Genomic DNA, 24,533 nt, shown 5'->3' with positions numbered 1-24,533 from the left:
GTGGGTGTGCCACGATCGGGCCCGTGATGGAGATGTCCGCCGACGCCTTCGAGGGGCTCGTGACCGACGAACTCGACCTGCTGCCCGACGAGATGGTCGACGGCCTCGACAACGTCGTCTTCGTCGTGGAGGACGAACCCGAGGACGGCTCCGAGCTCTTCGGCATCTACGACGGCGTCGCACAGACCGAGCGCGGGCAGTACGGCTTCGGCGAACTCCCCGACCGCATCGTGGTGTTCCGGAAGCAGCACCTCGCCGAGTGCGACACGATCGAGGAACTCAGGGACGAAGTCCACACCACGCTCGTCCACGAAATCGGCCACTGGTACGGCATCGACGACGAGCGCCTCCACGAACTCGGCTGGGCGTAGCGACGCCACCAGCCGCGAGTCACCGGCCCTCAGGACCGCAGGACGACGTCCGCCAGTGCGACGGGGTCCTCCGACGCGATGAACGCGTCCTCCTGCCGTGCCCACCGCTCCCACTCCGCTGCGAACACGTCCCCGTCCCGGTCGAGTGCTCGCCGCTTCCGGACGTCGTCGTCCGCCTCCATCCAGACCCGCAGCGTCGCGAGCGGCGCCGAGGCCCGGGACAGCGCACCACAGCCCTCGATGACGAGCGGCGCCGTGGGGTCGAGCGACACCCAGCCGGCCGGTGCCGAGCGGGCCCAGTCCCACCGCCGGTAGCCGGACGCCTCGCCGAGGACCTCCGTCACGACGGCCGACGACGCGGCACGGAGTCCGTCCCACCCCGGGTAGACGTCGTCGAGGTGGACCACCGGCCACCCGAGCGACTCCCCGAGTGCGTTGCCCAGCGTGGTCTTCCCGGTCCCGGAGCGCCCGTCGACCAGGACGACGGACCGCCGGCCTGACGTCTGCGGAGCCGACCGTGCGCGGTCGGCGAGGGACGCGACGGAGGCGAGCCGAGCCTCCAGGCCGGAAACGGAAGCACCGGGAACGGGAGCGCCGCAAACGGACGCTCCGGCCGCACCACGCGCCCCCTCAGACACGCCACGTCCCCACGGCAACCGACACCGCGATCGAGACCAGCCCGATCCCGACCAGCACGGCGACCATCGCCCACTCCCGCGCCCCGAAGCGGGCCGGCCGGGCCCAGGTGCGCCTCCCGGGCGCTCCGAACCCTCGCGACTCCATCGCCACCGCGAGCGTCGTCGCCCGACGGAGCGCGAGCACGAGCAGCGCGAACGCCATCGAAGCGCCACGCCGGATCCGTCCGGTGTCAGCGAGCCCGCGAGCACGTCTGGCCATCGCGAGCTGCCGCCAGTCGTCGCCGAGCAGGGTCATCATCCGGATGGCCGCGAGCGCCCCGAGCACGAACCTCGCGGGCAGCCGCAGGATCTGCGCGAGCCCGTCCGCCAGGTCCGTGGGGTCCATCCCGATGAACAACACGATGCTCGGCAGACCGACCGCGAGCACGCGCAGCATCGTCGCCACGGCGAGCACGAGCGACCCGTCGGTGACGTGGGCGAAGCCGAAGTCGAACCACTCCCGTCCGGAGGCCCTCCCGTACAACGCGATGCTCACGCCCGTCAGCGGCACGGCGACCAGCACGGGCGAGGTCCGGAACAGCAGGGTCCTGACCGGGATCCGCAGGAGCGGCAGAAGGGCGAGCTCCAGTCCGAGGGCGACCGCCGCCGACACGACGTCGAGGCTCAGCACGAGACAGATCCCGAGTCCGATGACACCGAGGAGCGCGGCCACCGGCTGGACCACGCGGATGCCGCGTTCCGACCGGACGGGAGGCTCGGATCGCCACGACGGTGCGGGTTGCGTCGTCGAGGTGGTCACGTCGTGACCTCCGTGGGCGGGTTCGCGGGCGCGGGTGCGAGCGTCTCGGCTGCGGGTGCTCGCGTCTCGGCTGCGGGTGTCGCGCCCGTCGCGCTGAGGACCACCTCGTCGGCGTCGAGTGCGCGAACGAGGTCGCGGTCGTGCGTCACGGCGACCACCGCGGTCCCGGCGTCCGCGAGCGCTCCGAGCCGGTCGACGACGGCCTGCCACGTCGCACGGTCCTGCCCCGAGGTCGGTTCGTCGAGCACGACGACCGGAGGCCGCGTGGCCACGACGGTGGCGATCGCGAGACGCCGCTGTTCGCCGCCGGAGAGCGTGAACGGGTTGGCGTCCGCGAGGTGCGCCAGGCCGAAGGCGTCGAGCAGCTCACCCACACGCTCCTCGGTGTCCGGGATGCCGAGGGCCCGCGGGCCGGCGGCGATCTCCTCGCGGACCGTGCGGGCGACGAACTGGTGCTCAGGGTCCTGGAAGACCGTGCCGATCCGGACGGCGAGCTCGCGGCTGGACCATGCGTGCGGGGCGGGGCCGACGTCGCCTGCGAGCGTCGTCGTGGCCCGCAGGGTGCCGCCGGCGGGACGGAGGAGTCCTGCGAGTGTGAGCCCGAGCGTCGACTTGCCGATGCCGTTCGGTCCCGTGATCGCGATGACCCGGCCGGCGCGGACGTCGAGGTCGATGCCGCTCCCCACACGCTGGCGCCTGCCCCGTGCGGTCCCGAGCCCCTCCGCCACGAGGAGGTCCTGCTCCGCAGCGCGCTCCGGCGTGCGCCCCGCCGCGCGCTCCGTCGTGCGCCCCGCCGCGTGCTCCGCCGCGCGCCCGCCCTCGTCGATCGGGCGAAATACCCGGGTGGGTTCCGCATCCGACCCGGGTATTTCGCCCGCTCGTGGGGACGTGCGAGTCCCCGCTTCGTCGAGCGGGCGGAATGCCAGGGTGCTCCCCGGGACGGACCCGGGTATTTCGCCCGCTCGTGGGGGCGCGGGGCGGGGCGCTCGGGCGGAGCCGCGCTCGGGTTCGGCACCGGGGACCCACACGCCGGCGGCGGTCAGGGCATCGCCGTGGGACCGCAGGACGTCCGCGGGCGTGCCGTCGGCGATCACGCCACCCTCCGGCTCGAGCAGCACGAGCCGGTCGACCAGGTCGAGCCACGTGCCGACCCGGTGCTCCACGACGAGCATCGTCGCGCCGGTCTCGTCGAGCAGCGCCCGGACGGCGTCGTGCACCTGTTGGACCCCGGACGGGTCGAGGTTCGCGCAGGGTTCGTCGAGCACGAGTGCTCCCGGGCGCATCGCGAGCACCCCGGCGAGCGCCAACCGCTGCCGCTGCCCGCCCGAGAGCATCGTCGTCGACCGGTCGAGCGGCAGGTCGAGCCCGACGACGTCGAGCGCCGACCGGACCCGCTCCCAGGTCTCGCCCCGAGGGACACCGGTGTTCTCGCACCCGAACGCGACGTCGTCGCCGACACGGGACATCACGGTGTGCGCCTCCGGGTCCTGCATGACGAGCCCGACGCGTCCGCGGACGGACCCCGGTGTCACGCCGTCGACCAGCACGCTGCCCTCCGCGGCCGCCGCGGAGTCGTCGTCCGGGTCCGGCTCGTCGGGCAGCACGGCCGCGACGGCACGCAGGAGCGTCGACTTGCCCGCACCGGAGGCACCGACGACCGCGACCCGTTCGCCGGGCTCGACGACGAGGTCGACCCCGCGGACCGCCCAGTCGTCCCGCTCGGCGTACCGCCAGCCCCAGTCGTGGAACTCGATCCGGGCCGCCTGCGCGCCCGGCACGGTCACGCCGCCGTGGACGGGCGGGAGCGCCGCTTCGTGTGCTCGCGGCCGGCGGCGAAGGACGACAGCACGCCGGTGCGGGCGAGTGCGCGGACGATCAGCCACGAACCCGCGCCCGCGATGACCGCGCCGGAGATCGTCCCGCACACGATGTAGACGGTCTTGAACGCGGCGTCGAGGCCCGGGTACCAGAGGATCGTGTCGTTGATCCCCATCGCCAGTCCGGCGGCGGCACCGGCGAGGACGACCACCGGCAGCCGGTACACGCGGTACAGGAACAGCGCGAGCACGAGCTCCGCGCCGAGGCCCTGCACGAGTCCTGCCTCGAGCGTGCTCCATCCCCACTGCGTGCCGAAGAGCGCCTCGACGCTGGCGGCGACGATCTCAGCGAAGAGCGCAGCACCCGGCTTCCGCACGATGATCGCGACGATCGGGCCGGCGAGCAGCCACACGCCGCCGAAGAGCGCCTGCGTTCCCGGCAGCAGGAGCGCCACAGCGGCGGAGAGCGGCTCGTAGCCGAACTCCCAGAGCTTGAACACGACACCGACGGCCACGGCGAGGACGCTCGCGACGACGATGTCGACGACCCGCCAGCGCAGCGAGCGCCTCGGGGTCGGCGTCGACGGAGCCGCCGCGGTGGCAGCGGTACGGACGGTGGACGGCGTGCGCGAAGACATCAGCTGGTACTCCTCCCTGCGCCGGCATGACCCGGATCAGGTTCGACGGTCGGAGCGCCACTCGCTCCCTCTCAGCCCGGCGATCCCGGACTCCCGTGTGTGTCCCAGCAGTGTACCGCTGCGCGGCGCGCGTTACTTCTTGAGGACGCGGATCAGCTTGCGGAGCACGGTGCCCGTCACCCACACCAGCGGGATGCTCACGGCGACGAGCGCGATCAGGTTCGGCTCGAACTCCAGGTCCTTGCCCGGTCGACGGACGTACGCGCCGATCGGCACGGCCACGCCGCCACCGCCTCCGCCGCCGTTGTCGTCGCCGTCCCCGCCGCCCCCGAAGCCGAACCACCCGAGCGACACCGGGATGAGGGTCTGGTCGCCGACCTCCACCGGGTCTCCGTAGTTCGTGGAGACGCCGATCGGGCGCACCTTGTCTGCGATCTGCGTGACGATGTTGGCCATGTCGGTGAGGCTACTCCGCTGTGGACGGGCGCCGTTCGTCCACAGGAGTGCTCGTGCAGCGGACAGCACAGGGAGGCGTGGATACGTTTGGCGAGACCCACCACTGGAGGACCCTTGCACACCTGGCCCGGCAACCCCTACCCGCTCGGCGCGACCTACGACGGGAGCGGCACGAACTTCGCCCTCTTCAGCGAGGTCGCCGAGCGCGTGGAGCTCTGTCTGTTCGACGAGGACGGCACCGAGACCTGCGTCCCCCTCGTCGAGGTGGACGCCTACGTCTGGCACGCGTACCTGCCCAACGTCGGCCCCGGGCAGCTGTACGGCTTCCGGGTGCACGGCCCGTACGAGCCCGAGAACGGCGCACGGTGCAACCCGGCGAAGCTGCTGCTCGACCCGTACGCCAAGGCCACGAGCGGGGACATCGACTGGGACCAGTCGTTGTTCTCGTACACGTTCGGCGACCCGGACTCCACGAACGACGAGGACTCCGCCGCGCACATGGTCAAGGGCGTGGTGATCAACCCCTTCTTCGACTGGCAGGGCGACCGCGCCCCGCGGACCCCGTACGGCGAGACGGTCATCTACGAAGCGCACGTGAAGGGCCTCACCGAGACCCACCCGGACGTCCCCGAAGAGCAGCGGGGCACGTACGCCGGTGTCTCGCACCCGGCGGTCATCGAGCACCTCAAGCGCCTCGGCATCACGACGCTCGAGCTCATGCCCGTGCACCAGTTCGTGAACGACTCGACGCTGCAGGACAAGGGGCTGTCGAACTACTGGGGGTACAACACCATCGGGTTCTTCGCCCCCCACTCGCACTACTCGTCCTCCGGCGACGAGGGCCAGCAGGTGCAGGAGTTCAAGACCATGGTGCGCGAGCTGCACCGTGCGGGCATCGAGGTCGTCCTCGACGTCGTCTACAACCACACCGCCGAGGGGAACCACCTCGGCCCGACGCTGTCGTTCCGCGGGATCGACAACGCCGCGTACTACCGCTTGATGGACGACGACAAGCGCTACTACATGGACTACACGGGCACCGGGAACTCGCTGAACGTCGGGCACCCGCACTCGCTGCAGCTCATCATGGACTCGCTGCGGTACTGGGTGACCGAGATGCACGTGGACGGCTTCCGCTTCGACCTCGCGTCGGCGCTGGCCCGTGAGTTCTACGAGGTCGACCGACTGTCGGCCTTCTTCGAACTCGTCCAGCAGGACCCGATCGTGTCGCAGGTGAAGCTCATCGCCGAGCCGTGGGACGTCGGCCCCGGCGGCTACCAGGTGGGCAACTTCCCGCCGCAGTGGTCGGAGTGGAACGGCAAGTACCGCGACACCGTGCGGGACTTCTGGCGTGGCGAGTCGTCCACCCTCGGCGAGTTCGCGTCGCGCATCTCCGGTTCTGCGGACCTCTACGAGCACGACGGCCGCACGCCGAAGGCCAGCATCAACTTCATCACCGCGCACGACGGCTTCACGCTGTACGACCTCGTCGCCTACAACGAGAAGCACAACGACGCGAACGGCGAGGACAACAACGACGGCGAGAGCCACAACCGGTCCTGGAACTCCGGCGTCGAGGGTCCGACGGACGACGAGTCCGTGAACGCCCTGCGGCTGCAGCGTCGACGGAACTTCCTCGCGACGCTGCTCCTCAGTCAGGGCGTGCCGATGATCGCGCACGGCGACGAGCTCGGCCGCTCGCAGTCCGGCAACAACAACGTGTACGCGCAGGACTCCGAGCTGAGCTGGATCGACTGGGACACGGCCGACGACGAACTCATCCAGTTCACCGCCGACGTCACGAAGCTCCGGCACGACCACCCCACGTTCCGACGGACGCGGTACTTCAACGGTCGCCCCGTGCGTCGCGGCGAGGGCGAGCCCCTGCCCGACGTCGTGTGGCTCACCCCGGAAGGCGACGCGATGGCGCCGGAGGACTGGGACTCCGGCTTCGGCAAGAGCGTCGGCATGTACCTGAACGGCGAGGGCATCCGCGGTCGCGACGCCCGCGGCGAGCGCGTCACGGACGTGGCCTTCATCACGTACTTCAACGCGCACGACGACACGGTGACGTTCACGCTGCCGCCCGAGGAGTACGCGCCGGGCTGGACGGTCCGCATCGACACCGCCGAACCAGGTGCCCGCGACGAGGTCATCGACGCCGCCACCCCGCTCGACGTCCCGGCCCGATCGATGATCGTGCTCCGCGCCGAGCCCGATCACGAGGTGACGACCACCCCCGTCGACGCCGAAGCCCACCCGGTCACGCCGGAGCCGCAGGACGCGGTGACCCCCGCGAACCCCGCAGGATCCCCCGCGCCGAGCGACACCCAGGGCGGTGCCAAGTGACGACAGAGCGCACCCGCCGCGTCCCCGCCTCGACCTACCGTCTGCAGGTCTCGCCCGACTTCGACCTCGCGTCGGCCACGGCCCTCGTCGACTACGTCCACGACCTCGGCGCGGACTGGCTCTACCTGTCCCCCGTGCTGCAGTCCGAGCCGGGTTCCGCACACGGGTACGACGTGGTCGACCACACCCACGTCGACGAGCAGCGTGGCGGAGACGCGGCGTTCCGGGCGCTCGCCGAAGCGGCACACGCCGCTGGCCTCGGCGTCCTGGTGGACATCGTCCCGAACCACGTCGGCGTCGCAACGCCCGCGGTGAACCCGTGGTGGTGGTCGCTGCTCGAGCTCGGGCAGGACTCCGCCGTCGCCACGGCGTTCGACGTGGACTGGGCAGCCGGAGACGGACGGATCCGCATCCCGGTCCTCGACGACCGCCTGCTCGACGGGGTCACGCTGGACACGAGCGGGAGCACCAGTGGTACCGCCGGACCCGTGCTCCTGGTCGGCACCACCGCCTACCCGACCGCTCCCGGCACGGTGCACGACGGCGACGACGTGGCGACCGTGCACGCTCGCCAGCACTACGAGTTCGTGCACTGGAAGCGTGCCGACCACGAGTTGAACTACCGCCGGTTCTTCGCGGTGAACACCCTCGCGGCGATCCGCGTCGAAGAGCCCGAGGTGTTCGCCGCGTCCCACACGGTCGTCGGTGCGTGGTTCCGGGACGGCCTGGTGGACGGGCTCCGGATCGACCACCCGGACGGGCTGTACGACCCGGCCGGGTACCTGCAGGACCTCCACGACCTCACCGGTGGCGCGTACACCCTCGTGGAGAAGATCCTCGAGCCGGGCGAAGAGCTCCCCGCGAGCTGGCCGGTCGACGGCACCACCGGGTACGACGCACTCGGCGTCCTCGACCGACTGTTCGTCGACCCCCGCGGCGAAGAAGCCCTCTGGGCGACCGTCGCCGACGAGCCGGGTGACTGGCAGGGCCTGACGCACGACACCCGCCGCGGGATCGCCGACGGCATCCTGAACAGCGAGGTGCAGCGTCTCGCCCGCCTGCTCGAGGAAACCGGAGCAGCAGACACCGAACGGGTCGTCGACGCCCTCGCCGAGGTCATCGCGTCGTTCGACGTGTACCGCACGTACCTTCCGGAAGGCGCCCACCACCTCATCGACGCCCTCGAGCTCGCGGCGGAGACCCGCCCCGACCTCGCCGACGTCATCGACCGCATCGCCCCCGCGCTCGTCGACCCGACCCACCCCGCCGCGATCCGCCTCCAGCAGACCAGCGGCATGGTGATGGCGAAGGGCGTCGAGGACACCGCGTTCTACCGGACCGCGAAGCTCAGTTCCCTGAGCGAGGTCGGCGGCGATCCGAGCGTCTTCGCGGTGAGCACCGAGGAGTTCCACGCCGCACAGCGGGAGCGCCTGGCGAGCTGGCCGCACACGATGACGACCCTCACGACGCACGACACGAAGCGCAACGAGGACACCCGCGCCCGCATCGCCGTGCTCGCAGAACTCGGCGACGAGTGGACCGCGACGTTCCGGAAGCTGCACGCCCTGGCCCCGCTCGAGGACGAGGTGTTCGCGAACCTGCTCTGGCAGGCGATCGTCGGCGCCCGTCCGGCCAGTAGGGAGCGTCTGCACGCGTACGCCGAGAAGGCCTCCCGCGAGGCCGGCAACAGCACGACGTGGACCGAGCCGGACGAGGCGTTCGAGGGACGGATGCACGCCATCGTCGACGCCGCCTTCGACGACCCGTCCGTCGTCGCGCTGCTCGACACGCTCGACGAGCGCATCGACCCGGCCGGCTGGTCGAACGGCCTCGGCACGAAGCTCGTGCAGCTCACCGCCCCCGGCGTCCCCGACGTCTACCAGGGCACGGAGTTCTGGGACCGCTCCCTGGTCGACCCGGACAACCGTCGCGCGGTCGACTACACCGAACGCCGGCACGTCCTCGCGGAACTCGACGGGCCCGACGACGACGGACCCGAGACGCTGCCGGCCATCGGCATCGACGGTGCCGCGAAGCTGCTCGTCACGACCAGGGCGCTGCGCCTCCGCCGTGATCGGCCGGAGCTCTTCACGCGCTACCTGCCGATCGAGGCCACCGGGAGCGCGGCGGACCACGTGGTCGCCTTCGACCGCGGCGGCGCCGTCACCGTCGCCACCCGCCTGCCGCTCGGCCTGGAACGGGTCGGCGGATGGGGCGACACCCTGATCCACCCGGCTCCCGTCGACCGCGTGGACCTGCTGACCGGGAGGCTCGTCCCGGCCACCAGGGGCATCGCGCTGTCCGAGCTGCTCACCACCTACCCCGTTGCCCTGCTCGTCCCGGCGGCCGACGTCGACGAGACGGGTCGGGTCGCCGACGCGACCGACGCGGCGGAGACGAGCCGGGCCTCCAGTCCGGTCGTGACGCGCACCGCGCCGGACGAGACCGACGCGCAGGCCGACATCGACATCCTGGAGGGCCACGCATGACCGCACCCGACCGCTACGCCGTCTGGGCGCCCACCCCGGAGCGGGTGCGGCTCGTCGTCGACGGCGCCGAGTACCCGCTGAGCCGCGGCGCCGACGGCTGGTGGAGCACCGACCAGGTGCTCCCCCACGTCGGCGCCCGCTACGGCTTCCGGATCGACGACGACGACGCGGTGCGCCCCGATCCGCGCAGCCGGTACCAGCCGGAGGGTGTGCACGGTCCGTCGGAGGTCGTCGACCCCGCACGGTTCTCGTGGACGGACGACGCCTGGACCGGACGTCCGACCCGCGGCGCCGTGATCTACGAGATGCACGTCGGCACCTACACGCCGGAGGGCACGCTCGACGCCGCCGCCGCGAAGCTCGACCACCTCGTCGAGCTCGGCGTGGAGTTCGTCGAGCTGCTGCCCGTCAACGGGGTCAACGGCGAGTGGAACTGGGGGTACGACGGGGTCGCCTGGTACGCCGTGCACGCACCGTACGGTGGGCCGGACGCCTACGACCGGTTCGTCGACCGGGCACACGCGCTCGGGCTCGGCGTGATCCAGGACGTCGTGTACAACCACCTCGGACCGAGCGGCAACTACCTGCCGCTCTACGGGCCGTACCTGGTCCAGGGACTCGCGAACACATGGGGCGACTCGGTCAACGTCGAGCACCCCGAGGTCCGACGGTACGTCCTCGACAACGTGCGGATGTGGTTCCGCGACCACCACGTCGACGGGCTCCGGCTCGACGCCGTGCACGCGATCCGCGACACCACCCGCCCGCACGTGCTGCAGGCCATGGCGTCGGAGACCTCGGCGTTCGGTGCCTTCGTCGGGAAGCCGCTGTCGCTCATCGCCGAGTCGGACCTCAACGACCCGGTCATGTTCCGGGCGCAGGAGGCCGGCGGCTACGGGCTCGCCGGGCAGTGGTCCGACGACTTCCACCACGCCGTGCACGTCGCCCTCACCGGGGAGACGAACGGGTACTACGCGGACTTCGCCCCGCTGTCGGCGCTGGCGAAGGTCCTCGACCACGGGTTCTTCCACGACGGCACGTGGTCGTCGTTCCGTGGCAAGCGGCACGGCCGGCCGATCGACCGCGGGACATCCCCCGCGACGGCGCTCGTGGTGGCGAACCAGAACCACGACCAGATCGGCAACCGGGCAGCGGGCGACCGGCTCGCGGCGACGCTCACCGACGAGGGACTGGTCATCGCGGCGGCGCTGACCCTGCTCGGGCCGTTCACGCCGATGCTCTTCATGGGCGAGGAGTTCGCCGCGACGACGCCGTGGCAGTTCTTCACGTCACACCCGGAGCCGGAACTCGGCAAGGCCACGGCCGAAGGGCGGATCAAGGAGTTCGCGGAGCACGGGTGGGACGAGTCCGCCGTGCCGGATCCGCAGGACCCGCAGACGTTCCAGGACTCGAAGCTGTCGTGGGACGACGTGTCGTCGCCGCGGGGTGCTGCGATCCTCCGGGCCTACCGGGTGCTCGTCGCACTGCGGCGGACCGACGAGGCGTTCGTCGACGACCGCTACGAGGCGAACGCCGTCCGCTTCAGCGAGGACCGGCGGTGGCTCGTGCTCACCCGCGGGTTGCTCGGGCCGACCGTGGCGCCGGTGCACGTCGTGGTGAACTTCCTCGAGGACGCGGCCGAGGTGCCCGTGCCCGGCGCGACCGGCGAGGTGCTGTACCAGTTCGGTGCAGCCTCGGTCGCGACGGACTGCGTCCGGTTCACGGGCCGCGGGGTCGTCGTCCTGCGCTGACCGCGGCGCGCCGCCGCTCGTGGGGCTCTCGTGCGGCTCTCGTGCCGCGCCGCCGTCCCGCGAAAGCGACAGTCTCCCGCCGGAGTTCGGCGGGAGACTGTCGCTGTCGCGTGGAGGTCGGGCGGAGCCCCGTCAGCGGATGGGGTTCGCGACCGCGTGGGCGTTGCGCCGGACCGAGGGCAGCGGCTTGTGCTCCTTGGCGAGCGCACGCACCTCGCGGAGGCGCCGGTCGATGCCCCACTTCGTGACGAGGGTCAGACTCTCGCGGACGATGTTCCCGCTCATCTTCGAGACGCCGAACTCCCGCTCGGTGAAGGTGATCGGGGTCTCCACGATCCGCAGGCCCGCCTCGAGCGCCCGCCAGCAGAGGTCCACCTGGAAGCAGTACCCCTTCGACGCGATGCCGTCGAGGTCGATGCGCTGCAGTGCCGATCGGGTGAACACCCGGAAGCCGCCGGTGGCGTCGCGGACGGCGATGCCGAGCGCGAGTCGCGTGTAGAGGTTGCCGCCGCGGGAGAGGAGCTCGCGGTACCAGGGCCAGTTCTCGACCTCGCCGCCCCGGATCCAGCGGGAGCCGAGGACCAGGTCGTTGGTGTCCGCGAGCTCGATGAGCCACGGCAGGTACTCGGGGTGGTGGGAGCCGTCGGCGTCCATCTCGACGAGCTTGTCGTACCCGTGCTCGAGCCCCCAGGCGAAGCCCGAGAGGTACGCGCCACCGAGGCCGTCCTTGACGGTGCGGTGCAGCACGTGGACCCGATCGGTCTCGGTCGCGATGGCATCGGCGATGTCACCGGTGCCGTCCGGGGAGTTGTCGTCGACGACGAGCACGTGCACGGTGTCGTCCGTGGCCGCGAGGGTACGTGCCACGATCGGCCGGACGTTCTCGGCTTCGTCGTAGGTCGGGATGATGACCAGGGTCTCGCTCATGTTGCTCCTCGATGACTGGTGTCCAACATATGGTTCGGCTGCTGAGTCACTGCCCCGACAGTGATGCGAACACGATCAGGTTGTCCGTGTAGTGCCCTGTGGCGGTGTCGAACGTGCCGTCGCAGGTGATGAGCCGGAGGTCAGGAGTGGGCGACGACCCGTAGACGTCGCTCGTGGGGAACGCCGACTTGGCGGCGCGTTCGGTGCGGTCGACGGTGAAGGTGCGGGTGCTGCCGTCGGACATCGTGACGTGGATCTCGTCACCAGCCACGAGCTCGTCGAGCCGGAAGAACACCGCGGCGCTCGTCGGGCTGTCGACGTGCCCGGCGATGACCGCTGGGCCGACCTCCCCGGGGACGATGCCGTCACTGAACCACCCGGCGTTGTCCCAGCCCTTCGGCGGGTCGAGCTCGCCGGCGGCTCCGCGGTGCAGGTCCTCGAGTGAGGCGTCCACGCCGATCGCGGGGATCGCCACCCGGGTCGGTGTCGCGTCGGACCGCGCCGCCGGGGCCGCCGGGTCCTGGAACCCCGCGATGTCCCGGTCGCCCGGGGACGGCGATGCCCCCGGAGCAGCGGCCGAGGACCCCGCAGACGGCGCGGCGTCGTCCCCGGCGGCCACGGCGACCCCGGTCACGACGGCCCCGGCGGCCACGACGACCGCCGCACCCGCCGCGACGGCCACCCACCGTCGACCGAGGCGCGCGCCCAGCGACGTCCCTCGCTCGGCACGACGCCGCCCGCCGCTCACGAGGTGCTCCCGCCGGCGGTACCGCATCCACCGAGCACGTCGGACGTCAGCATGGTCGCACCGAGCGCCGCCCACGCGTCGCCGTAGTACGTCGGCGTCGTGGCGGCGGTCCGATCGGCACGCTGCAGATCAGCCGTCGCTGCTCCCGTCGCGCCCGCTGCCTGCTCCGCAGCCGCACGAGCGGAGTACGCCAGCGCGCTGCGGTCCCCCGTGACGGCGGTGCCGCCGAGGTCGAGCTGCGCCGCGAGCTGCGTGGTCCGCCGGAGCGTCGGTGCGATCGACGCCGCGAGGCTGCGGTCCGACGCCGTGCACGCCTCGGCGTACCGCAGCGGCATGCGCATCGCGTCGTAGCCGTACAGCACGCGGGCGTCGCTACCGGTGGCGGGCATCGGGTCGACGCTGCCGTCGGCGTGCACCTGCGACCAGTCGCTCGGCAGGTCGGTCTTCTCGAGCACCGCGGCCGTCACGGCGCTGGAGCCCTGTTCGAGCTCCGTCCACCGCGCGTCGCCCGTCGCCTTCGCGAGCACCCGGTAGGCAGCGGGCGACGCGTACGAGGCGTCGTACCGGTACGGCTCCGAGTCCGCCCACGGCCCCGGGAGCAGGATCCGTCCGAGGTCGGTCGTCGCCGTCTCGTGGTCGAGCACCGCGCGGGCCATCGTCTTGCCGGCCTTCGTGTACGTCTCGTCCTGCCACTTCGCCCCCGCGAGGACGAGGGCACGCGCGGCGTCGAGGTCGGCGTCGCTCGCGGACTGCTCGTCCGCGACACCGTCCTCCTTCGTCCAGCGCCATGCGAGCAAGGAGTCGTCCGTCAGCATGTGCCGCTTCGTCCACGACCAGATCTCGCCGAAGCGCTGCTCGTCCCCGGCTGCGTACGCGATGAGCAGCCCGTAGGCCTGCCCCTCGCTGACGGTGTCGTTCCCCTGGTCGAGCCGCACGACGCGGCCGTCCTGCACGTAACGGTCCAGGAAGTCGGTGCGGAGCTGCGCGGCCGAGCGGTTCCCGTCCGGCGGGGTCGTCGAGGTCGGGGTCGACGCGCCACCGGCGTCGGGCTCGGAGGCCGACCACGGGTGCACGGCGGCGACGGCGATGCCGCCGGCGACGAGCACCGCGGCCACGCCGACGGCGGTGATGGGGATCCAGTTCCTGCGGGTCATGCCGGCCTGCTTTCTGCTGGTGGGGAGTCGGTCTGACTGGAGGCCCGGATCACGTTCGCCGATCGGCGGCGGTGATCAGGGCCTCCAGTACGGATCAGTGGAACAGTGCGCGGATCGCGGCGACGGCAGCGTGGACCGCGTCCGTGGCGGGGCGGTCGGCGGCGGTGCCGCCCCCACCCGTCTGGACGCCGCCCGTCGGCGTCGCGGCGGTGGCCGCGGCGTCCGTGACGGGGACGACCGTCAGGTCGCCCTTGCTGTCGTCGAGCACGAAGAGCGTCGAGACGGTGTTGCCAGCGAGGTCGACGTCCGCCGAGCCGGTCTGCCCGCCGCCGGACAGGTCGAGGTCCCACTTGCCCGAGGCGACGGTCGCGTACTGCGAGGCCGAGCCGAACGCGGCGTCGGTGGCGATCTTCGTGCCGGTCGAGGTGGTGACGTCGACCTTCTTGGCGGTCGTCGCGGCCTGGACGAGCCGGAGCTTCGACTTGCCGTTACCGGGCTGCTGCAGGTCGTCGGTGAACGCGGCCGTCTTCAGGCTCTTGTTCTTGCCGTAGGCGACGACGGTGCTCGCGTTGCCGCCCTGGACCGTCACGTCGGTGGAGATGACCGGCGTGGAGTCCGGCGCGTCCGATGCACGCATCGAGAGCACGTAGGTGCCGGCCGCGAGCGTCTGGTACCCGCTGACCTGGCCGTAGGTGACGTCGTCGAGCTCGAACACCTTCTTGCCGCCGGACAGGCTCGACAGTTCGACGTCGACGCCTTTCGTGTCCGGGGAGAGGTGCCCGACGCGCAGCCACCCGGTGTCGGTGGCGGCGCTGGCGGACTGGGGAGCTGCGAGGCCGACGGTCGCGGCGACGAGGGTCGCGGCGAGGGCGCCCACGATGGCGACGCGGCGGCGCTGGGTGTGTGCGGAGGTGTGCATGGTGGTGCTCCTTCGGGTCGGATCGTGCTGGTCGTTCCGGGTCAGGGTGTGTTCTCGCGGGCCGCCCCCGCCGCGAGCGGGCGAGATACCGCGGTCGTGCGCGGGAGCCGCCCGGGTATTTCGCCCGCTCGCGGGGCGGCGGGGCCGCGGGGTCGGGCGGCGGACGCGCGGGTCACGAGGTGCTGACCGCGGTCGTGGTGGGGTCGGTCGTCGGGAACACGACCGTCAGGGTGGTGCCGTGACGCTCGACCGAGGTCGGGCGGAACGCGCTGCCCATCGCCCCGAGGGTGGCCTCGGTGCGCTTCGCCGCGGCGGCGTCCGACGTGTGCACGACCACGCGGCGGAACGTCTGGCCGTCCTCGCCGGTGAGCGGCGTGAACCGGTCGACCCGGACGGAATCGTCGGCGAGGACCTGCCCGAGAGCGATCATCGCCCGGGAGTCGACCTGCCCTGCCCGGAACTGCGACCGGGTACCGGCATCCGCCATGAGCGCCGGGTTGTCCGCGAGCTGCGTGCCGAGCGTCTTCCGCTGGTCCGCGGCCTTCGTGATCGCCTTGTCGGCGGCTGCCTGGCCCTCGGAGTTGATCTGCCGGACGTCGACCTTCTGGTTGCCGGTGCCGAAGGACGCGACGCTCGTGGAGTTCTGGATCGCCTGGCGCACGTCCGTCGAGGAGTTCCCGCCGGTGCGCATCGAGTCCGTCGTCACGACGTAGTCGGAGTCCTTCCAACCGTTCGGCGACTGGCGTTCGACGGCTCCGTCGGTGTCGAGCTTGTAGTACCAGACCACGTTGTTCCTGGCGAAGCCGTCGTTCACGAGGTCCACCCACATCGCGTCGTCGACGAGCATCCGGGAGCGCTTGTCGACGTTGTCGCCGATCCAGTTCTCCGCCTGCGCCATCGGCTTGTCGAGGTCGGTCACGAGGAAGCCGCGGAGCTGCGATCCCCAGAGCGGCACGGCGACGACGAGCGCAGCGGCAGTTGCGAGCGCCCATGCCCCACCGAGGACCCGACGCGATGCTCCGCGAACCCGGTTCCTCGCGAGGAAGGCGGTCTTGCCGCTGACGGCGAGCACGGCCCGCTCGGCGACGAACGCCACGAGGACGGCCCCGAACGGCACGAGCATGATGACGTACGGCACGGGCAGGTACCCGTTCGGCCGGAACATGAAGAGCAGCAGGAAGACGAGCATCGCGGCGATCGGACGGACCCGACGCAGGAACAGCCCCACGACGGCCGCGGCCGAGCCGAGCACGATGAACACCGGGTCGAGCGCCCACCACTGGGATGCGGCCTCGTTCGCCAGGCTGCCGCCGGTGAAGAGCGAACCGCTCGCCTCGCGGCTGCCGAGCTGGTAGGTGATGCCCTCGAGCAGGCTGACCTTGCCGGCACTCGGCAGGAGCTCGCCCTTGACGGCGGCCAGCAGGATGTACCCGCCACCGATCACGGCGAGGACGGCCCCCGCGACGCTCAACGTGTAGCGACGCGTGCTCTTGTCGGCTCGACGCACGGCCATCCAGATGAGGAACGGCAGCGCCAGCAGGTAGGTCTCCTTGCTGAGCACCGCGATCCCCAGGCAGGCGGCGGCACCGACGAACCCGGCGAGCTGCTGCCGGCGGCTCAGGACGAGGACGAACGCGGCGAGGAGCCACGGCGTCGCGACGTTGTCGATGTACACGGTGCGGTGGTACTGCAGCGCGAGCGGCGACAGGCCGAACACCAGCACGGCCACGGCACTCGCCGGTCGGGACATCCCGAGGCGACGGCCGAGGACGAACACCAGCACGGCGGAGACCGCGGCGAAGAACACCATGGCCTCGCGGGCGGCCTCGACGGCGAACGGGTAGCGCGCGAACGCCCCGGTCAGCGAGGTGTAGCCGGCGATCTGGATCCACCCGAGCGGCGGGTGGTCGTACCAGTACGTGTAGTGGGTGAGTTCGCCGAGGTGGGTGATCGCCCACGCCTGGGCCGTGTAGGTGCCCTCGTCGTCGATGCGCTGCGGGATGCCGCCCATGTTCCAGGCCTGCACCAGCGCGGCGATCGCGACGACGGGGAGGACCCACGCGAGGCTCCGTGCGTGCACCTGGAACCAGGCGCGGACGCCGGTCGCCGAGCGCATGCCGCGGATCGGGATGCCGGTCGTGTTGGTCATGCTGGCGGTCATCGTTCACCTCCTGCTGATGCACCGGCGAACGCCGGCTCCGGGCTGGTGACCGCGGACGGGAAGCCCACGACCTCGGGCTGCTGCGCCGCGGTGCGGTGCTGCCCGGTGTGCTCGGTCTTCTCCCATCCGTTCTGCTTCCTGGCGTGCCGGATCACGGCACGGACGGCTGCTGCGGCGAGGAACACCTGGTAGGGCACGAGGCCGAGCACGAGCTTCACGTAGTCGCGGATCCGGACCTTCTCCTTGTAGAGACGCCCGAACTCCCCGAGGCCTGCGATCTCGACCGCGAGCAGCATCAGCGTCGGCGCGAGCGGGATGAACGAGATGAGCGCGATCACCGTCGGCACCTTCACGAACGCGATCATGATCACGCTGAGCGGGATCAGCAGGCCGGTGGCCGCCTGGATGAAGGGCATCGTCAGCAGGTACCGCGCGAAGAACCGCTGCTTCAGCGACGGGAGCTGCTTCCACTCCCCCTTCTCGAGGACCTGCAGGAAGCCTTGGTTCCAGCGTGTCCGCTGCTTGAGCAGGGAGGCGAAGGTCGGCGGGGTCTCCTCGCGGGTGACCGCCTCCGGGCTGTACGCGACGACGACCTTGGCGCCGTCGGCGGAGAGCCGGACGCCGAGCTCGCAGTCCTCGGCGAGGCAGTGCGCGTCCCACCCGTTCGACCAGTCCAGGCGCTCCTTCGTCACGAAGACGGTGTTGCCGCCGAGCGGGATGAACTTCGACTCGGCGTGGAAGTGCAGCCGCGAGCGGAACCAGAAGTAGTACTCGAGCACGTTGCGGAGCGACCACCAGCTGGACTTGAAGTTCATCAGCTGCACGCCGCCCTGCACGACGTCGGCGTCGGTCTCCTGGAAGCGCGAGTCGACCAGGCTGAGGAGCTTCGGGTACACCTCGTCCTCTGCGTCGAACACGCCGACGATGTCCCCGGTGGCGTACTGCAGCGCGAGGTTCATCGCCTTCGGCTTGTTCTTCGGCAGCGTGTCGTCGACCACGACCTTGATCAGGCCGGGGTGCCGCTCGGCGGCCTCGCGGACGACCCGGTCGGTGCCGGGGTCGTCCTCGCCGACGATCGCGATGATCTCGAAGTCGGGGTGGTCCTGCGTGGCGAGCATGTCGAGCGTCTGCCCCATCACGTCCTCCTCGTGCCGCCCGGGCACCAGGAGCGTGAAGCGGTGGGCCGCTGGACGCGGTGTGTCGCTGAAGCTCGTCTGCTTCAGCGCGTCACGCGACCGCCACGCGTGCAGCATCCACCAGAGCGTGGACAGCGCGACCAGCGTGAGCAGGATCGAGATGGCGATGAGGGCGGAGTAGCCGACCCATTCGCCCAGCGTCCAGGCGGCGTGCGCGGCTTGCCCCGAGCCTCCTGTCGGGACGTCCGTGGTGCCCCGGTTCGGGACGTTGCCCGACGTCCCGGACTGGTCCTTCGGCTGGAGCAGCGGCCCAGCGGCCGTGACCAGCGTCGTGATGACGGTCATTCGACGATCTCCTTCGTGCGACGTGCGTCGTGGGAACGGAAGACGAGGGCCTTGTACGCGGCGAACCGGAACGCGGTGCCGAGGACCAGGCCGACCCCGTTGCCGGCGACGTTGTCGGCGAGGGTGGAGGTGTATCCGAGGAGGTAGTGCGAGACGTAGAGGCAGGCGGCGGCGATGCCGAGCCCGATGAGGTTCGTGAGCGCGAAGAGCAGGCCCTCGCGGATCGTCTCGCGACGTCCGGTGGTGCGCTCGGCGCGGAAGGTGATGAAGCGGTTGAGCACGTAGGCGACCGCGGTCGAGACGACCGCCGAGACGACCTTCGCGCCGATGGGCTTGTCGTCGAGGACGGTCGCGCGCAGCAGGTTGTAGACGCCGAGGTCGACGACGAAGCAGAACGCGCCGATGGCGCCGAAGGACACGAGCTGCCGGGCTGTCGCCAGGAGGCGGCTCAGCAGCGTGGACGTCACCCGTGCGGGTGGCACCACAACGAGGGTGTCAGTCGAGGTCATGCAGCCGATTCGGTGGGCTGCTGCCCCCCGTTTGGGTGGGGTACGCACATCCCCAGGGTTCTGCCAGAAACGCGACATCCGTTGTTCATGTGGGGTACGGGCGTTGCGGTCCGCAACGACGGACGGGAGGCACGGTGCCAGCTGGCACCGTGCCTCCCGTCCGGTTCTGGGTCGCGTCTACGCGGGGCGCGACGCCGGGCTCACGCTCTTCGCGGAGTCGCGTTCCGGGATTTCCCCCAGGGCGTCGTCGATGGCCTTGAGCGCGTCCGCGTCGAGCTTCACGCCCACCGCCTTGACGTTGTCGGTGACCTGCTGCGGGCGCGAGGCGCCGACGATCGCACTCGCGACGTTGTCGTTCTGGAGCGTCCACGCGATCGCGAGCTGCGCCAGGGTGAGCCCCGCCTGGTCCGCGACGGGCTGGAGGCGCTGGACGGCCTCGAGGACGTCGTCGCGCATGTACCGCTTGATCATGTCCGCGCCGCCCTTCTCGTCGGTGGCGCGCGAGCCCTCGGGGAGCGGCTGGCCTGCCTTGTACTTGCCCGTGAGGACGCCCTGCGCGATCGGGGAGAACACGATCTGCGACAGTCCGAGCTGCTTGGAGGTGGGGACGACCTCGCCCTCGATGACCCGCCAGAGCATCGAGTACTGCGGCTGGTTCGAGATGAGCTGGAAGCCGAGCTCCTTGGCCAGTGCCGCACCGGCGCGGATCTGGTCGGCGGTCCACTCGGAGACGCCGATGTAGAGCGCCTTGCCCTGTCGGACGACGTCGGCGAAGGCCTGCATCGTCTCCTCGAGCGGGGTCTCGTAGTCGTACCGGTGTGCCTGGTAGAGGTCGACGTAGTCCGTCTGGAGCCGCGTCAGCGACCCGTTGATCGACTCGAGGATGTGCTTCCGGCTGAGTCCGACGTCGTTGTGCCCCTTCGGACCGGTCGGCCAGTACACCTTCGTCGCGATCTCCAGCGACTGGCGACGCTCGCCCTTGAGCGCGTCGCCGAGGACCGATTCCGCCTTGGTGTTCGCGTACGTGTCCGCGGTGTCGAACGTCGTGATGCCGGCGTCGAGCGCTGCCCGGACGCACTGGGTGGCGACGTCGTTCTCGACCTGCGAGCCGTGCGTCAGCCAGTTGCCGTAGGTGATCTCGGAGACCTTGAGTCCCGAGTTGCCGAGGTACCTGAATTCCATGCTCCCGACGCTACTGGAGCGCGCTCGGCCCCGGGTGGCCCCGTGGGTGCCTCCCGGGGTGGGGCGTGGGGTGCGGGCGGGCGTGGGGTGCGGGGCGGGGGTTGGTGCGTGCGGGGGGTGTGCGTGGGGGGTGCGTGTGTGGGGGGGTGTGCGTGGGCCGCGGTGTTCGCGAGCGGGCGAAATACCCGCGTTGACCGCGTTCCGACCCCTGGTATCTCGCCCGTTCGCCGAGACGGGCAGGCCTCCACACGCGGGCGACGCCCGCGACCATCCACACGGGAGGCTCGGCTCGCCCCGACGACGCCGACTCGCCACGAGCATGTGGGGATGACCGCCAGACGCAGACTCCCCGGAGCGCTCCGAGACGCATCGTTCCGCGTCCGTGACGCGCTGTACCGAGGGGTGCCCCGTGGACGCCTCGACGCCAAGGACCTCGTCCGGCCGTTCCACGGGATCCGGTCCCCGACGACCCCGGTGCTGGTGGACGAACGAGCCCGCGCCCTCGCTCCGCGGCTCCGGCGGGACCAGGTGTTCAGCCACGTGACCGCCGCGGCGATCATCGGCGTACCCCTCCCCCGCCGCTTCGAGCGCGACCGACGACTCCACGTGACGACCATCGGCGTCGATCAGGCGATCCGGGTACGTGGCTCGGTGGGACATCGGGCCCGGGCCGGCACAGTGCGACGGACGATCTCACGAGGCGTCCCGATCAGCGACCCTGCAGACACCTTCGTCGCCCTGGGGACGATGCTGACGGTCGACGAGCTCGTGATCGCCGGCGATGCTCTCGTCGGGTGGCTCGGTTGGCTCACGCTCCAAGAACTGACCGCAGCGGTCCGCAGACGACGTCGCATCCGGGGCATCCGAAAGCTCCGTGCAGCACTCGCCGAGATCCGACCGGGTTCCAGGTCCCCCGGCGAGACGCGGACCCGGCTCGCCCTCGTTCGCCGAGGCTTGCCCGAGCCTGCACTCAACCACGACGTCATCGTCGACGGGCAGTGGATCGCCTGCGTCGACCTCGCGTACCCGGAGGCACGCGTCGCGATCGAGTACGAGAGCGATCTCCACCGAACGGATGCCAGGTCGTTCAAGAAGGACCTCACGCGTGGCGAGCACCTGAAGGACGTCGACTGGTGGCTCGTCCGGGTCACAGCAGACGACGTCGGAGCGCTCATCGAGCAGTTCGTCGCACGTGTCAGACGGTTGCTGTCGGTCGGCACTGGTGGTCGGCACGACACACGCACGGCGACACTCGGGTGAACATTGGTTGACGCTTCAACCAAATGGGTGCACAATGGCGTAGCATCAACTTCGATGCGGGCGCATGGACCGGGGATCCGGTCGCTCGCGTCACCACGACTCACTCGTCCTGGAAGGACACCACAATGTCGCTCACCGCAGAAACCGTTCCCGGCTACCGCACCGGCACCTGGAAGATCGACCCGACCCACTCCGAGGTCACCTTCTCGGTCCGCCACCTCGCGATCAGCAAGGTCAAGGGCAAGTTCGAGACCTTCGACGCGACCGTCGTCACCGCCGAGAACCCGCTCGAGTCCACCGTCGAGGCGTCGATCGACGTGGCCTCGGTGAACACCGGCCAGGAGCAGCGCGACCAGCACCTCAAGACGAGCGACTTCTTCCTCACCGAAGAGCACCCGCAGCTCACCTTCCGCTCCACCGGCATCGAGGCCAAGGGCGACGACCTGCACATCGCCGGCGAGCTCACCCTCCGCGGCGTCACCAAGCCGGTCGTCCTCAAGGCCGAGCTCGGTGGTTTCACGACGGACGGCTACGGCCAGGTCAAGTTCGGCGCCGAGGCGACGACCAAGATCGACCGCACCGAGTTCGGCGTGAACTGGAACGCAGCCGTCGAGGCCGGTGGCTTCACCCTGGGCAACGAGGTCACGATCAACCTCGACGTCCAGTTCGTCCTCCAGGCTGCGTGAGTCTCTTCCGGACGCTCGCTCTCTGACCGAGGGAACCGAACCGCACCACACTGCAGCACCCGAGACGAAGCCCCGGCACCGCCCCATGGCGCCGGGGCTTCGTCGCGCCCGGCCGCGACGCGTTCAGGGGGACGAACTCACACGCTCCCGCGGGCGCTCCCGCGCGTTCACCCGAGCGGGCGAAATACCCGCGTTCTCGCGGGACGATCGCTGGCATTTCCCCCGCTCGACGACCACGACGGCAACCTCCCGTTGCCCGCTCCTCGCGAGCGGGCGGATTCGAGCGGTTCCCGCGCGGTGCTACCCGGGTATTTCGCCCGCTCGGCGGCGGACGGTCTGCAGCCTTCGCCGGACGAACGCGAGCGGGCGGAAGGGTGGGGTTCCCGCGCGAGGATTCCCGGGTATTTCGCCCGCTCGACCGGACCGCACCCGCGCCGGCGTACGTTGGGCACGCACCCCCGCACGCACGCACCCACCGACGGCCCGCACGCACGCACCCACCCCCGCACGCACGCACCCACCCACCCACGGCCCCGGGAATCCGCGAAGGCTCCCCGAGGTTGCACGCCACACATCGCCGAACCGTGACGAACAGGAGCACCACCATGGCCACCGACTGGATCGCGCTGCAAGCCGTCGCCGCAGCCGAGTTCGGCCGCCGCGTCGCCGCCGTCTCCGACTGGGACGCCCCGACCCCCGACTCCGAGTGGACCACCAGGGACCTCGTCGCGCACGTCGTCGACGAGCAGCGGTGGATCCCACTCCTCCTCACCGGGTGCGACTACGCCCAGGCCGAGGCCGATCTCGAACCCGTCGGGGACGACCTCGTGGCCGAGTGGCAGCGCTTCGCGGGCGCCGCCACCGAGGCGTGGCACCGCGCCCCGCAGGACACCCCTGTCCACCTCGCGACCGACGTGGTCAGCGCCGCAGAGTACCTCGCCGAGCAGACGAGCGACATCACGATCCACACGTGGGACCTCGCGCGGGCGACCGGCACGGACGAGCAGCTGCCGGACGAACTCGTCGCGGCGGTGTGGCACCACTTCGAGCCGCAGATCGAGTCACTCGCCGAGACCGGCCTGTACGCAGCACCCGTCGAGGTCGGCGAGGACGCACCGCTCCAGGTCCGCCTCCTCGCGGTCACAGGCCGCGATGCCAGGGTGAACGCATGACCCCGACCCACCCGACGAACAGCACCGACACGAACGCCAACGCAAGCACCACACGACTCGGCGCCACCGGCCTCGAGATCAGCAACGTCATCCTCGGGATGATGTCCTACGGCGACCCGACGAAGGGCTCGCACGCGTGGAGCGTCGGCATCGACGAGGCACGCCCCTTCGTCCGGCACGCGTTCGACAAGGGCATCACCACCTTCGACACCGCCAACGTGTACTCCGACGGCTCCAGCGAGGAGATCACCGGCACGCTCCTGGAGGAACTCGCCCCGAGAGAGGACGTCCAGGTCTTCACGAAGGTCTTCAACCGGATGCGCCCCGGGCCCAACGGCGCCGGACTCTCCCGCATGGCGATCATGCACGAGATCGACGCCTCGCTCACCCGCCTCGGCACGGACTACGTCGACCTGTACCAGATCCACCGCTTCGATCCGAAGACGCCGATCGAGGAGACGATGGAGGCACTGCACGACGTCGTCAAGGCCGGCAAGGCGCGGTACATCGGCGCGAGCAGCATGTGGGCATGGCAGTTCGCCCGGATGCAGCACACCGCCGAGCTGCACGGCTGGACGAAGTTCGTCAGTATGCAGGACCAGTACAACCTCCTCGAGCGCGAGGAAGAGCGCGAGATGCACCCGTTCTGCGCCGCCACGGGTGTCGCGGTGATCCCGTGGAGCCCGCTCGCCCGCGGCAAGGTCACCCGCCCGTGGAACGCGCAGGGCTCCGGCACGCGCGCCGACACCGACGAGTTCGGCAAGACGCTCTACCGCCAGGACGAGGACGCGAACCACGCGATCGTCGACGCCGTCGAGTCGATCGCGAGCGACCGCGGCGTCAGCATGGCGCAGATCGCCCTGGCGTGGGTCGCCGGCAAGGACGCGGTCACGGCCCCGATCGTCGGCGCGACGAAGGAGCACCACATCGACGACGCGGTCGCCGGAGCGTCGATCGTCCTCACGGACGACGAGGTGACGCGACTCGAGTCCGCGTACACGCCCCGGGTGCCGTCCGGTTTCTGAC

21 protein-coding genes and 1 riboswitch are annotated in these 24,533 nt (G+C 70.9%); of the genes, 8 read left to right on the top strand and 13 right to left on the bottom strand.

Annotated features, from left to right (window positions below; translation table 11 throughout):
• Positions 1-26: 26 nt before the first annotated feature.
• Positions 27-371, top strand: coding sequence for a metallopeptidase family protein (locus QK288_RS08165; protein ID WP_281267558.1), 345 nt, complete (start codon positions 27-29; stop codon positions 369-371).
• A gap of 29 nt (positions 372-400) precedes the next feature.
• Here the strand turns inward: QK288_RS08165 and QK288_RS08160 are convergent, their stop codons facing one another.
• The 5 genes from QK288_RS08160 to QK288_RS08140 form a co-directional block, all read right to left on the bottom strand.
• Positions 401-1,009 carry an ATP-binding protein gene (locus tag QK288_RS08160; protein WP_281267305.1) on the bottom strand — a complete coding sequence of 203 codons (609 nt, stop codon included), beginning with the start codon at positions 1,007-1,009 and terminating at the stop codon, positions 401-403.
• Positions 1,002-1,808, bottom strand: a complete 807-nt coding sequence (locus tag QK288_RS08155) for an energy-coupling factor transporter transmembrane component T (RefSeq protein WP_281267304.1) — start codon at positions 1,806-1,808, stop codon at positions 1,002-1,004. Before QK288_RS08155 ends, QK288_RS08160 begins: the two co-directional genes overlap by 8 nt.
• Complete coding sequence (locus tag QK288_RS08150) at positions 1,805-3,592, bottom strand: ABC transporter ATP-binding protein (RefSeq protein WP_281267303.1); 1,788 nt, start codon at positions 3,590-3,592, stop codon at positions 1,805-1,807. The genes QK288_RS08155 and QK288_RS08150 overlap by 4 nt, the downstream gene beginning before the upstream one ends.
• On the bottom strand, positions 3,589-4,263 hold the full coding sequence (locus QK288_RS08145) for an ECF transporter S component (protein WP_281267302.1): 675 nt from the start codon (positions 4,261-4,263) through the stop codon (positions 3,589-3,591). Before QK288_RS08145 ends, QK288_RS08150 begins: the two co-directional genes overlap by 4 nt.
• Positions 4,259-4,370, bottom strand: a riboswitch (TPP riboswitch). Its footprint overlaps the gene before it by 5 nt.
• A 25-nt stretch (positions 4,371-4,395) precedes the next feature.
• Entirely contained in the window at positions 4,396-4,719 is a 324-nt protein-coding gene (locus tag QK288_RS08140) for a hypothetical protein (protein ID WP_281267301.1), read from the bottom strand.
• Between the two features lie 114 nt (positions 4,720-4,833).
• Between QK288_RS08140 and glgX the strand changes: the two genes are divergently transcribed.
• From glgX to treZ, 3 genes are read left to right on the top strand one after another with little or no spacing between them, the layout of a single operon-like run.
• On the top strand, positions 4,834-7,068 hold the full coding sequence (gene glgX, locus QK288_RS08135) for a glycogen debranching protein GlgX (protein WP_281267300.1): 2,235 nt from the start codon (positions 4,834-4,836) through the stop codon (positions 7,066-7,068).
• Positions 7,065-9,557 (top strand): malto-oligosyltrehalose synthase, encoded by a 2,493-nt coding sequence (gene treY / locus QK288_RS08130; protein WP_281267299.1) that lies wholly within the window; start codon positions 7,065-7,067, stop codon positions 9,555-9,557. The genes glgX and treY overlap by 4 nt, the downstream gene beginning before the upstream one ends.
• Positions 9,554-11,308 carry a malto-oligosyltrehalose trehalohydrolase gene (gene treZ / locus QK288_RS08125; protein ID WP_281267298.1) on the top strand — a complete coding sequence of 585 codons (1,755 nt, stop codon included), beginning with the start codon at positions 9,554-9,556 and terminating at the stop codon, positions 11,306-11,308. Before treY ends, treZ begins: the two co-directional genes overlap by 4 nt.
• A 132-nt stretch (positions 11,309-11,440) precedes the next feature.
• On the opposite strand, the gene QK288_RS08120 is transcribed toward treZ, so the two are convergent.
• From QK288_RS08120 to QK288_RS08085, 8 genes are all read right to left on the bottom strand, one after another.
• Positions 11,441-12,235, bottom strand: a complete 795-nt coding sequence (locus tag QK288_RS08120; protein ID WP_281267297.1) for a polyprenol monophosphomannose synthase — start codon at positions 12,233-12,235, stop codon at positions 11,441-11,443.
• A 46-nt stretch (positions 12,236-12,281) separates the two neighbouring features.
• Complete coding sequence (locus tag QK288_RS08115; RefSeq protein WP_281267296.1) at positions 12,282-12,983, bottom strand: class F sortase; 702 nt, start codon at positions 12,981-12,983, stop codon at positions 12,282-12,284.
• Positions 12,980-14,137, bottom strand: coding sequence for a glycosyl hydrolase family 8 (locus tag QK288_RS08110; RefSeq protein ID WP_281267295.1), 1,158 nt, complete (start codon positions 14,135-14,137; stop codon positions 12,980-12,982). Before QK288_RS08110 ends, QK288_RS08115 begins: the two co-directional genes overlap by 4 nt.
• Before the next feature lie 94 nt (positions 14,138-14,231).
• Positions 14,232-15,056 carry a DUF4397 domain-containing protein gene (locus QK288_RS08105; RefSeq protein WP_281267294.1) on the bottom strand — a complete coding sequence of 275 codons (825 nt, stop codon included), beginning with the start codon at positions 15,054-15,056 and terminating at the stop codon, positions 14,232-14,234.
• A 172-nt stretch (positions 15,057-15,228) separates the two neighbouring features.
• Positions 15,229-17,205 (bottom strand): glycosyltransferase family 39 protein, encoded by a 1,977-nt coding sequence (locus QK288_RS08100; protein WP_281267293.1) that lies wholly within the window; start codon positions 17,203-17,205, stop codon positions 15,229-15,231.
• Positions 17,206-17,213: 8 nt separating this feature from the next.
• Positions 17,214-18,698 carry a glycosyltransferase family 2 protein gene (locus tag QK288_RS08095; protein WP_281267292.1) on the bottom strand — a complete coding sequence of 495 codons (1,485 nt, stop codon included), beginning with the start codon at positions 18,696-18,698 and terminating at the stop codon, positions 17,214-17,216.
• Positions 18,695-19,207 (bottom strand): GtrA family protein, encoded by a 513-nt coding sequence (locus QK288_RS08090; RefSeq protein WP_281267291.1) that lies wholly within the window; start codon positions 19,205-19,207, stop codon positions 18,695-18,697. The genes QK288_RS08095 and QK288_RS08090 overlap by 4 nt, the downstream gene beginning before the upstream one ends.
• 177 nt (positions 19,208-19,384) lie before the next feature.
• Entirely contained in the window at positions 19,385-20,389 is a 1,005-nt protein-coding gene (locus tag QK288_RS08085; protein WP_281267290.1) for an aldo/keto reductase family protein, read from the bottom strand.
• Positions 20,390-20,716: 327 nt separating this feature from the next.
• Here QK288_RS08085 and QK288_RS08080 point away from each other — a divergent pair, with 327 nt between their 5' ends.
• The 4 genes from QK288_RS08080 to QK288_RS08065 all read left to right on the top strand — a co-directional run bounded on the left by QK288_RS08080 (position 20,717) and on the right by QK288_RS08065 (position 24,532).
• Positions 20,717-21,649, top strand: a complete 933-nt coding sequence (locus QK288_RS08080) for a hypothetical protein (protein WP_281267289.1) — start codon at positions 20,717-20,719, stop codon at positions 21,647-21,649.
• Positions 21,650-21,774: 125 nt separating this feature from the next.
• Positions 21,775-22,335 (top strand): YceI family protein, encoded by a 561-nt coding sequence (locus QK288_RS08075; protein ID WP_281267288.1) that lies wholly within the window; start codon positions 21,775-21,777, stop codon positions 22,333-22,335.
• A gap of 605 nt (positions 22,336-22,940) precedes the next feature.
• Positions 22,941-23,507, top strand: coding sequence for a TIGR03086 family metal-binding protein (locus tag QK288_RS08070; protein ID WP_281267287.1), 567 nt, complete (start codon positions 22,941-22,943; stop codon positions 23,505-23,507).
• Positions 23,504-24,532, top strand: a complete 1,029-nt coding sequence (locus tag QK288_RS08065) for an aldo/keto reductase (protein WP_281267286.1) — start codon at positions 23,504-23,506, stop codon at positions 24,530-24,532. Before QK288_RS08070 ends, QK288_RS08065 begins: the two co-directional genes overlap by 4 nt.
• Position 24,533 lies beyond the last annotated feature (1 nt).

Origin of the sequence: Curtobacterium sp. 9128, assembly GCF_900086645.1 — a bacterium.
Classification (GTDB): domain Bacteria; phylum Actinomycetota; class Actinomycetes; order Actinomycetales; family Microbacteriaceae; genus Curtobacterium.
Note: the sequence above shows the minus strand (reverse complement) of the source record. Positions and strands in the feature narration are given on the sequence as shown.